Source organism: Glutamicibacter sp. AGC84, assembly GCF_053543575.1.
In genome coordinates this window covers 123,522-134,162 of record NZ_JBLVOC010000020.1, presented here as the reverse complement: position 1 = coordinate 134,162, position 10,641 = coordinate 123,522, and the positions used below count along the sequence as shown (strand labels likewise).

The following is a 10,641-nucleotide window of genomic DNA, read 5'->3' as shown; positions in this document are numbered from 1 at the left end:
CCCCGGTTCCCTGCTTAATGCAGTTTTCTTTCAGCTGCCGTTGGCCGGCGGAGTCCAGCGGATCCCGCTGTCGCTGCACCCAGGAGCCTTGTGCCCCTCGCCTTCGAGGCAGGAGGCATCGATGAGGGTGCGGTCCCCCACCGGCTCCTGCAGTTCCAGCGTGTAGGGCGCGGTCTCGTTGCCCTGGCAGGTGTGCGCTTCGCCGTCCAGCGGTTCAACCACGATCCCGATGGCGATCTGGTCATTGGACAGCTCCACCTGGGTGGCGGTCACCTCGCCGGTGACCCCGGAGGAACAGGCAAGCCGCATGACCCCGAGCTCGAGGCTGGTGCTCGATGAGTTCACCCCGGCAGGGTCCAGCAGCGTCCACTGGGCGTTGATCTCATCGGGAACCTGTGCTGCGCAGCCGGCCAGCGCGCTGGCAAGCAGCAGCCCAGCGCCTGCGATCCGCGGTAATTTGCGTCCAAAAACACTCATGGCTTGGCCTATCCCCTTGATGATGGTGATCTGCCAAGCCTACGAGAGCTATTGCGCGTTGTCAGGATTTAAGTCAGCGAAACCAATTCCAGGTAATCCTCGTTGAAGAGGTCCTCATCGCCATCAGGCAGGATGACCACGCGCTCAGGCTGCAACGACATCACTGCGCCCTCATCGTGGGACACCATGACCACGGCACCCGGGAAGGTGGACAGCGCGCCCAGCACCTCGGCGCGCGAGGCAGGGTCGAGGTTGTTGGTCGGCTCATCGAGCAGCAGCACATTGGCGCTGGAAGCCACGATGGTGGCCAGGGCCAGACGGGTCTTCTCGCCGCCGGAGAGCACGCCGGCCGGCTTGGTCACGTCGTCGCCGACGAACAGGAACGAGCCGAGGATCGAGCGGACGTCGGCATCGTTCAGGTGGTCAGGCGCGTTGCGGCGCATGTTCTCCAGCACGCTGGCTTCCGGATCCAAGGTGTCATGCTCCTGGGCGAAGTAGCCGATCTTCAGGCCGTGGCCCGGAATGATCTTTCCGGTATCGGGTTCGGAGACGCCGGCGAGCATGCGCAGCAAGGTGGTCTTGCCGGCACCGTTCAGGCCCAGGATGACAACCTTGGAACCACGGTCGATGGCCAGCGAGACATCGTTGAAGATCTCCAGCGAGCCATAGGCCTTGGACAGGCCTTCGGCCATGAGCGGGGTCTTGCCGCAGGGAGCCGGATCCGGGAAGCGCAGGGCTGCGACCTTGTCGGAGGCACGCTCTTCCTGCAGCCCGGAAAGCATGCGATCCACGCGCTTGAGCATGGACTGCGCCGCCGAGGCGCCGGAGGCGCGGGCCTTCATCTTGTTCGCCTGGGTCAGCAGGACCGAAGCCTTCTTCTCGATGTTGGCGCGCTCGCGCTTGCGGGCACGCTCATCGGTTTCGCGCTGGATCTTGTAGCGCTTCCAGTTCATGTTGTAGACATCCACTACGCCGCGGTTCGCGTCGAGGTTCAGCACCTTGTTCACGGTGGATTCCATCAGGCCGGTATCGTGGCTGATCATCAGCACGCCGCCGGGGTAGTTCTTGATGAAGTCGCGCAGCCACATGATCGAGTCGACGTCCAGGTGGTTGGTCGGCTCATCGAGCAGCAGGGTCTCGGCGTCCGAGTAGAGGATGCGGGCCAGCTCGACGCGGCGGCGCTGTCCACCGGACAGGGTGCGCAGCGGCTGGTCCAGGATGCGGTCCGGCAGATCCAGGTTGGCGCAGATGGCGGCCGCTTCGGATTCGGCAGCGTAGCCACCGGCAGCGATGAATTCTGCTTCCAACCGGTCGTACTGGCGCATGGCCTTGGCGGAGACGGCAGCATCCTCGCTGGCCATGTCCTCGCGGTTCTGGGCCAGCTTGGTGACCACCACGTCCAGGCCGCGGGCGCCGAGGATGCGATTGCGCGCCAGCTGCTCCATGTCAGGGGTCTTGGGGTCCTGCGGCAGGTAGCCGATGGAGCCCTTGAAGGTGACCTCACCCGAGGCTGGCTGGGTTTCGCCGGCGAGGACCTTGGTCATCGTCGTCTTGCCGGCACCGTTGCGTCCCACCAGTCCGATCTTGTCGCCCTTGTCGATGCGGAAGTTCACTTCGTCCATCAGCAAGCGGGCGCCGACGCGTAGCTCAAGGTTGGCTACGGAAATCATATGGTGTGGCCCTTTCATGCGGGTACAAGAATTGTGCGGCCCACAAATTGGGCAACTTGACTATTCTACCGGCCAACCACGCCGTGGCCTGCGGAACGTGCACAAACTAACAGTTTGGGGTTGAGCTGGCTAAAGAATCGAAGCCCGCACTTCCACCGCAGTGGAAATCCGGGCTTCGATTAGGAATTATTCCTTGTCGCTGGGTTGCGATCGGTAATCCATCATCTGGATCAGGCGGCGGCGCAAGGAGGCTTCGCGGCGCAGGTCCCCGCCGCTGGTCTTGTCGATGTGGTCCTTGCCGAAGCGCCAGAGCAGCACATCGTCAAGCAAGCGGTCCGGGCCCGGCGAGTACCGGTGGTCCAGCGCCGCACGCACATCGGTGACCACATTCGCATCCAGCAGCTGCGCCAGCTGCCAGGTCTGGTCGATGCCGTGGGAGCCGAGCAGCTCGGCGGCCCAGGACCAATCGTCATCGCGCTTGCGGTCGACGTGGGGCAACAGCGTCTGCCATATTTCGCCGATCTTCTCGCCGGTCAACGGCTCGGATCCGGCGCCCTGCTGGTCGTGGTAGCCGTTCAGGCGGTGGTACAGCTCGTCGATGTCCGTGAAGTAGTCCTCCACGGTTTCCAGCATCGCCGCGGTGGCGGTGAAGTGGCGGTCGATCTGCGGATTCCAGGCGGCCTCGCCGGGATGCTTGAAGCGGATGTCGTGCTCCATTTCGGACCAGGCATGCTGCAGCACGGTGCGGATCTGCACTTCGAAGACGAAGTTGCCGCTGGCTACCACCGGCTTGCCCAAGGCCTCCTGGAATTTGCGCACGATCGGCTCGCTGCGGGTCTTGAGCAGCAGGTGGCGCGAGGAGTAGCCGTAGGTGCCGGACTCCACCGAGCCGATGTCCTTCTCCCGGTCGCTGCGGCAGTCGAAGGAGTCGCGGTGCGACTTGATCAGGCTGGCAACCTGCTGGATTTCATGGGGCAGCATCACGATGATGCGGATGCCCACCATGTCGTGGATTTCGCGCAGCGGGTTGGGGAATTCCAGCACCGGGGCGGTCTCGGAACTTTCCTGCAGCCGGCGCGAGGCCTTGGCCGCGAAGGACTGCGGCGATTTCACCCGGCCGGTAATGAACAGCGGTTGCACCTCGGAATTCGCGAACAACCGGCGGATCTTCGCCTTCATGGCCGACATGACGGTATTGAGTTCGCCGGTCACAGACTTGTACTGCTCAACGGCGGCCGCAATCTGTTCGGAGAACTCGTCGTTCGCCTGGCCCTGCGCCGGATCCATCATTGATGCCTCCTGGATGCTAAAGCGTTCCTGAAAATGCTGTCCTCATGCTCATGCCCTGGCGCCAGCCGGGTGCGTCGACGGCCCTTATGGGCGGGAAAGGCGCTTAGCCATGTCGTCGAACAATGGTGCCTTGTCCTCGGTCTTCTTCTGCGCTGCAGGCTTGGCTTCCTTGGCTGGCTGCGCGTTCTGCTTGATCGGGGTGACCTTCGAGTCCGATCGGCCTGCCGCGATGCCTTCGGCGCGGGCTCGGGCCAGCGCGTCCTGGTGATCCTGTTCCAGGACCGATAGGCGTTCTTCCTCGGCCGTCTTGGTGTCGGTCAGCGCAGCGTTGTAGCCATCATCATAAGCGACGCCGTACTTCTCGGCGTTTTCCTGCTCTTCGTTGTATTCCAGCTCAGCGCGCAGCTTCGCGGCTTCGGATTTCTTCTGGTACATGTGCACGGTCAGGTGGGTGATGGCCAGCAAGACGATAGGCGGCATGGCGGCAACCAGCGCGGAAACCAGCGGCGGCACTCCGTTTTCGATCGAGTCCACGGTCAAGATTGCGTGGGTGGAGTTCGCCGCGGTGGAAACGATCGCACCGAAGAACAGCAGCGACCACGGGTAGATCATGGCCTTGCGATGGAAGCCGTTCAGGGCCACGATGGCCACGGTGGCGGCCACGATCATGCCGTCAATGATGATTGGCCAGATCCAGGCCAGGCGCGGGCTGATGCCCGAGCGCTCGGCCAGGTCGGTCAATGCAGCGAACGAGAGCACGAATGCGCCGATGGCAATGAGGACCGTCGCGCCTACGGCCGTGCCTAGGACGGCGCGGTGCGGTTCGGCCGGGACCTCTGGTTTGTTATCTTCCATGCTGCTGAGCAGACCTAACTTTTGGGAATTATCGGTATGTCTTCAAACGCGAGTTTGCTGGACCGCACCCGAGGCGCAGACCACCGCGTTCCATTTTAGCGTGCGCCTTGCGGTGCTGGGGTGCCTTGGCTCAAAGGGCGCGACGGTCGATGAAACCGGTACCGCTTATTTTTCCGGCCAGTCCCCGGTGATTCGCCTCGAAGATGAAGTAGAAGGCGCTGATCGCGATATAGATCACAACGAGCATGTTCAGCAGCGGGTATGGCGTGAAGTCGACCATGCTGGTGGAAATCTGGAAGAGGAAGTTAATCCCGCCAAATCCGAGCAGGCTGCGCAGCAAGGCCCGGCCTGCCGGAGCCGGTTGCCCCTGCCCGTCGGTGAGCATCAGCCAGGCGCAGCGCTGGCCGAGGGTAGCCCGTCCCGGCGCCAGGCTCGGCAGCCAGAAGACGCAGAAGACCACGAACAGCGGAAGCCAGAAGTTCATCCACTGTTGGCCGAACTCCGGGGCGCCCAAGCGCTCCAGCAGTTCCAGGGCAGCGCCGATGACAAGAAGCGCGCCGGCGGTGAAGCCTGCATCGAAGATGTTGGCCAGCGCACGGCGGGCGCGGGTCACCGGCCGCGCCGGCGCATTGGCCGCGTCCGCTTCCACCGGCCCGGACAGGAAGCGGAACATCGGCAGGTAGGCGATCATCGCGCCCAGCAGCGCGCCGGCAGTGTTGGTGATCAGGTCATCGACGTCGGCCACGCGGTAGGCGCAGGTGTACAACCCCCAAATAGCGGTGTACTGGGTCAGCTCGATGGCCAGCGAGGCCGCGAAGCCGAGCAGGACACCGGTGAAAATGTTGCCGCGCAGCCAGCGCACGGCCAAGATGCCCAGGGGCATGAACAAGATGATGTTGAACAGCACCTGCCACAGGGTGAAGCTGGTGGCGAATCCGCTCAGCCCGCGTTCCACGATGGCCAGCCTGAAGTCCTCGACGAAACGGCCGGGCACCAGCTGCGGGATGGCCACCCCGGGACGGCAGAATTCGTCGCGTGTGGACGGCAGCGGAAGCATGGTGTAGCTGAACAGGCCGAATCCGTAGACGGCTGCGGTTGTGGTGGTGATGGTGCGGCGCCAGGACAACCGTCCATGCCGGCGGTATTGCACGGCCAGCAGGAAAACGCCGGCGGACGCCAAGAAGAGGGCGCCGCCGAGAATGGCGATTGCCGCTGGCCAGAACATTGTTTGCATATTTCTATCTAAGCGGAATTTTCCGGGAGAAAGCTGGGCTGCAGAATGTGACCTTGGCTATGCTTTCGGCCCGCGCAGCACTTGCCTGGTTCTGGCATCGGCAGTGAAGAGGCCGATGAACAAGCCCGCTACGAGCACGCCAGCCAGGGTCTTCATCAGCCATGCCGAGTGCCACTGCTCGATGGAGAGCTGGTCGACGAAAACCGCCACCAGGATCAGGCTGGATGCATAGATCATCAGCTTTTCCGATCCCCAGGACACCTTGTGCGAAATGGCGAACAGCGCCATCAGCCACAGGATGTACCAAGGCTGGATAATCGGAGCCAGCAGCACCACCGCCGAGAGCGCCCACGCCGCTAGGCGCACCGGGCTGGAGGTGTCCTTGGCCAGCGCCAGGCGCGCCACAATGGCCAGCGCGATGACCTGGAAGACGCCCACCACGATGGCATTCACCAGGGAAATGTCGGCGCCGAATATGCCAGCGAGATTGCTCAGGGACCAGCCGATCAGTCCCACGGGAGCGTACGGGAACGCCGCATCGCCCGCGGTGAACATGGCAAGCAGCCAGCCGAACCAGAGGTTGGTGACCGCACCGATCAAAAGCAGCCAGGTCAGCGAGAGGGCCGCGACCTTGGCCCAGATTTTCCACCTCTCGCGCATCGACGGGCTCCTGCCCAGCAGGACCAAGCCGATAAAAGGCAGCGCCAGCAGCACGATCGGCTTGACCGACACGGCTATGGCCAGCGCCATCGTGGCGGCCATGGGACGGCGGTCGTAGGCATAGGCGAAGGCGCTGAAGACACCGGCGATCATCAACGCGTCGTTGTGGACGCCGCCGATCATGGTCAGCAGGAACAGCGGATTGCCCACGATGGCCCAGTTGGCCCAGTTGGCGCTCTGCCCCATTTTCTGCGCCAGCTTCGCAGTGAAGTGATAGCAGCCCCAGACACCGAGCACGGCAATGATGCGCAGCAGGCCCACGCCGATTTCGGGAATGCCGTTGGAGGCGAAGTAGATGATGCGGGCGAGCACGAGGAAGAACGGGCCATAGGGCGAGGGCGATTGCGCCCACAGGCTGTCGGATCCGCCATCGAACCAGCCCGGAAGCGCGGACACGCCTTCGGCATACGGGGATTTGCCGGCGTGCAGCATGCGGCCCTGGGCCAGGTAGGAGTAGACGTCGCGGCTGAGGATCGGGAAGCTGAGCATCAGCGGAGCAGACCACATGGCCAGCACGCGGGCCAGCTCCCTCCCGGTGATCTCACCGGCAGCCTGGACCCATGGCCGGGCCAGGATCCAGGTTCGGGTCAACCAGACAATTCCCACGGCCATCAGCACGATGCAGCTGATGACACCTGGCACTTCGGTTCGGAATTCTATGAAGAAGCCGCTGCGTGCCAGCGGGGACAGCTGGTTGCGCGGGAACCAGCCGATCCCCCAGGAGGCGACGGTAATCATGGCCGAGGCGGTGAACCCTTGCCATGATAGTGACCGCAGGCTTGCGCGCTGCGGTGCCAGCTTCGGCTGCTCCACTGCCACTAGGCTTTCTTGCTCTTCTTCAGCCAGTTGGTCGAGCTGAGCAGATCAGCGCAGATGTTCTTGGTCTTCGGATCGAAGAAGACAAGGTACAGGGCGCAGGCGATGGAAATGCCCCAGGAAATCAATTGGACGCGTGGAACCAGGGAATCCTGCAGGAACTGCCAGACGAAGATCTGGTCAGCGGCCTGGTAGGCCAGGAAGAAGATGGTGGTCAGGTGCAGCCAGAGCATCTGCCAGTCATCGCGCAGGCCGGTAGCGGCGAAGAACGGCAGCAGCCACAGGAGGTACCACGGCTGGATCACCGGGGAGAGCACGACAATCGCCGCGAAGGCGATGGCCATGCGCTGCACCAGGTGCGAATGCTTTCCGCGGAAGATCAAGACGAAGGCGATGGCTACGCCGACCAGGCGGCCGAAGAGCTTGGCCGCGGGCAGGATCCATTCGGTGGACAGCCCGATGGCGGAGACCAGCCCGCTCAGCGCGATGACCGCAATGCCTACCGGGGAGAAGATGGAGTATCCGGTACCGGTGAAGAGCATGACTTTCAGCCAACCGAACCAGTAGCCGTTGAGCCACCCAACCACGGTCATCAGGGCCAGGAAGATCATGCCGGTGTAGAACCAGTAGAGGATGCGGCGCGGCCAGGCAGCGTTTGGCCCTGCCCAGAGCAGGCCGATAAACGGCAGCAGCACCAGGGTGATCGGCTTGACCCCCACCGAGGCCGCCAGCACCACGATGGCCCAGAAGCCGTAGCGCTTGCATGCCAGGTAGACGGCCCAGACCGACAGGCCGGTCATCAGGGCATCGTTGTGCGCACTGGCCACGAAGTTCACCAGGAACAGCGGGTTCGCCACGGTCATCCAGGCGGCTTTGGCCCCGGAAACACCGTGCAGTTCGGCAAGCTTGGGCACGTAGCGCAGGCAGAGCAGCACGCCGATGAATGCAATGGCGCGGAAGGCCAGGACCGCCGCGTCGGTCGAAGGGCCGGTCAGCTTGACCACGAGGAATTCGATGCTCAGGTAGAGCGGACCGTAAGGGGTGCCATCCTGAGCCCACATGGTGTCGGCACCGAGCTGGAACCAGTTATTCAGCGAGGATATTCCGTCAACATAAGGATCCTGCCCGGCATCCACCAGCCGGCCTTGGCCGATGTAGGCGAACACGTCCCGGCTCATGATCGGCAGGGTGACGAACATCGGGATGCTCCACAGCCAGACCGCGCGGCGGACCACCTTCAGCGAACCCTCGCCCCAGCCCTTGAGCTTCTGGCCCAGGCGCCACCAGGAACGGAAGAGGACCCAGCAACCCAGGGCCAGCAGGATCACGCAGGTGATCACGCCGGCGGGTTCGGTGCGCAGCATGATGAAGAACGGGTCGCGGTTCAGCGGGGATACGCTGGCCAGCCACCCGGTACCGAAGGAGCCGAAAAGGATCAGGGAGGAACCGATGACGCCGCTGAGAAGGGTCCTATTCACTCCAGCGTAGGGCGGGGAGCTCACTGCTGCTGGCTTGCTGGCTGACACACTGACACCTCGGGCTGTAACGGACATGAGTTCGAGAGTAATTAAGCCAGCGTCGCATGTGCCGCGCCCTTGCGAGCAGGCAATTCAACAGCCGGAAATCTCAGATGATTTTAGCATCGAGCACGCGTCCAAGCCGGTTGAAACACTGTCCCTCCGCCCTGCGACGAGGGTGCGCTCCCCCACAGCCCTGCTTGAAGTGTAGATTGGTTACGTGGCTAGTAACTCAGAAAAAATTGTATGGATCGATTGCGAAATGACCGGCTTGGATCTGGTTAACGACGCATTGATCGAAGTAGCAGTGCTCATTACCGACTCCGATCTGGAGATCGTCGACGAGGGCATCCAGGTAGTCATCAAGCCCGAGCCGGCAGCTCTGTCGCAGATGGATGACTTCGTTCGCAATATGCATGTGGTTAGCGGCCTGCTGCCCGAGCTGGAGAACGGCATTTCCATGGAGGAAGCCCAGCGCCTGGTGGTCGACTACATCAAGAAGCACGTTCCGGAGCCGAACAAGGCGTTGCTGGGCGGCAACTCGGTGGGCACCGACAAGAACTTCTTGGCACGCGATATGCCCGAGGTCATCGAGCACCTGCACTACCGCATTATCGACGTGTCGACCTTGAAAGAGTTGAGCCGCCGCTGGTTCCCGAAGGCGCACTACGGCGCTCCAGCCAAGACCGGCAACCATCGTGCACTGGGCGACATCCAGGATTCGATCAACGAGCTTCGCTACTACCGCGACGCCATCATGGTTCCGGCGCCGGGACCAACCTCCGATGAAGCCAGGAAGATCGCCGCAGGGATCACCCAAAGCGCCGGCTAGCCGCTAAACGAAGGCCCCGGCGCATTGGTGATGCACTGCACAGTGCCCCAGGGGCCTTCCGATTGGCATCAAGCGCGGAATTGTGTGTATAGTATTTCTCGTTGCCAGATACGGAATTGGTTCGCAAAAGCGTTCTGACTAGTAACGAAGCAAACATGGTGGGTATAGCTCAGTCGGTAGAGCGTCTGGTTGTGGTCCAGAAGGTCGCGGGTTCAAACCCCGTTACTCACCCCAGAGACAAAGACTCGATCCAGAACGAAAGTTCCGGATCGAGTCTTTTGCTTTACCCGCACGCCTGGCACCGGCAGGTACGTCTTTCGTTACGACTGCGGAGGCAGCGACCACTGCGTTCTCTCTGATCGTGACGCCGGAAAGTATGGTCGCGTTCGCGCCAATCCAGACGTTGCGCCCAATGATCACTGGAGCCGGAATCATATCGGCCCGCCGAGCAGGATCATGATCGTGATTGAGTGCAGCCACAACAACGTTGTGCCCGATCAAGCACTCATCCCCGATACGGGTACCGCCTTGGTCCTGGAATTTGCGGCCAGCATTGATGAAGACGCTTTTCCCCCGTTCGACATTGCATCCAAATTCCGAGTTGAACGGCGCGAATAGAACCACTGACTCGACAACGTCCATGCCGGTCAACTGCCACAGCAAATCCCGTACTTGCCCTGGGCTGCGGTAGCCGTTGGCCAGCTCCGCGCAAATGCGCAGCTCGTCCTGGCTGGTGCGATGCATGAGCGCATGCAGCGGCGAACCGGCGGTAATTCCCTGGCCGGCGTACAAGGCTTCTCAAAGATCACCAATGTCCAAGAATTCCCTCATTATCCATTCTTCACAGTGGCTCGAACCATGTCGCCCCTTGGACCCGCGGCAAAGCCTTTCCCTCAGGTACTGCAAGCAAAGGGATGATCACGGCACAGGGATTCATCTCATGAGGCAGCTCAGCGGCGAGCAATAGCCCCACGGCCATGAATAATGAGCATCCCGTCACAATCCCGGAGATGGCGCCATGCGAATTGGTATTTCCGGTCTGGATACGTGTATAGTATTTCTCGTTGCCCGGTACGAAATCATGAGCACTACAGCTTCTGACTAGTAACGAAGTAGACATGGTGGGTATAGCTCAGTCGGTAGAGCGTCTGGTTGTGGTCCAGAAGGTCGCGGGTTCAAACCCCGTTACTCACCCCAGATCGAAAGACCTGGTTCGGAATGAAAATTCCG

The 10,641-nt window shown here is 62.1% G+C and carries 9 protein-coding genes and 2 tRNA genes; 3 read left to right on the top strand and 8 right to left on the bottom strand.

The window, feature by feature from the left end:
- Positions 1-30: 30 nt before the first annotated feature.
- From ACNPN0_RS12945 to mptB (ACNPN0_RS12915), 7 genes are all read right to left on the bottom strand, one after another.
- Positions 31-477 (bottom strand): hypothetical protein, encoded by a 447-nt coding sequence (locus tag ACNPN0_RS12945; RefSeq protein WP_434690364.1) that lies wholly within the window; start codon positions 475-477, stop codon positions 31-33.
- A gap of 68 nt (positions 478-545) precedes the next feature.
- Positions 546-2,147: an ABC-F family ATP-binding cassette domain-containing protein gene (locus ACNPN0_RS12940; protein WP_105657791.1), complete on the bottom strand. Its 1,602-nt coding sequence runs from the start codon at positions 2,145-2,147 to the stop codon at positions 546-548.
- A 186-nt stretch (positions 2,148-2,333) separates the two neighbouring features.
- Entirely contained in the window at positions 2,334-3,437 is a 1,104-nt protein-coding gene (locus tag ACNPN0_RS12935; RefSeq protein WP_105657790.1) for a GTP pyrophosphokinase, read from the bottom strand.
- Between the two features lie 84 nt (positions 3,438-3,521).
- Positions 3,522-4,292, bottom strand: coding sequence for a DUF2637 domain-containing protein (locus ACNPN0_RS12930; protein ID WP_434690361.1), 771 nt, complete (start codon positions 4,290-4,292; stop codon positions 3,522-3,524).
- Between the two features lie 130 nt (positions 4,293-4,422).
- Positions 4,423-5,517 carry a VanZ family protein gene (locus ACNPN0_RS12925; protein WP_448938927.1) on the bottom strand — a complete coding sequence of 365 codons (1,095 nt, stop codon included), beginning with the start codon at positions 5,515-5,517 and terminating at the stop codon, positions 4,423-4,425.
- Positions 5,518-5,583: 66 nt separating this feature from the next.
- Positions 5,584-7,059: a polyprenol phosphomannose-dependent alpha 1,6 mannosyltransferase MptB gene (gene mptB, locus ACNPN0_RS12920; protein WP_332727424.1), complete on the bottom strand. Its 1,476-nt coding sequence runs from the start codon at positions 7,057-7,059 to the stop codon at positions 5,584-5,586.
- A 5-nt stretch (positions 7,060-7,064) separates the two neighbouring features.
- The gene (gene mptB / locus ACNPN0_RS12915) at positions 7,065-8,564 is read right to left on the bottom strand and encodes a polyprenol phosphomannose-dependent alpha 1,6 mannosyltransferase MptB (RefSeq protein ID WP_286134545.1); all 1,500 of its coding nucleotides are present in this window, start codon (positions 8,562-8,564) and stop codon (positions 7,065-7,067) included.
- 235 nt (positions 8,565-8,799) lie between these two features.
- Here mptB (ACNPN0_RS12915) and orn point away from each other — a divergent pair, with 235 nt between their 5' ends.
- Both orn and ACNPN0_RS12905 read left to right on the top strand, forming a co-directional pair.
- Complete coding sequence (gene orn / locus ACNPN0_RS12910; RefSeq protein WP_448938611.1) at positions 8,800-9,411, top strand: oligoribonuclease; 612 nt, start codon at positions 8,800-8,802, stop codon at positions 9,409-9,411.
- 158 nt (positions 9,412-9,569) lie between these two features.
- A tRNA-His gene (locus ACNPN0_RS12905) sits at positions 9,570-9,645 on the top strand.
- Here ACNPN0_RS12905 and ACNPN0_RS12900 read toward each other — a convergent pair.
- Positions 9,634-10,155 (bottom strand): DapH/DapD/GlmU-related protein, encoded by a 522-nt coding sequence (locus tag ACNPN0_RS12900; RefSeq protein WP_448938610.1) that lies wholly within the window; start codon positions 10,153-10,155, stop codon positions 9,634-9,636. The two genes, ACNPN0_RS12905 and ACNPN0_RS12900, sit on opposite strands and share 12 nt — an antisense overlap.
- Positions 10,156-10,532: 377 nt before the next feature.
- Here ACNPN0_RS12900 and ACNPN0_RS12895 point away from each other — a divergent pair.
- Positions 10,533-10,608: transfer RNA gene (locus ACNPN0_RS12895), tRNA-His, on the top strand.
- The last annotated feature ends 33 nt before the right edge of the window (positions 10,609-10,641 follow it).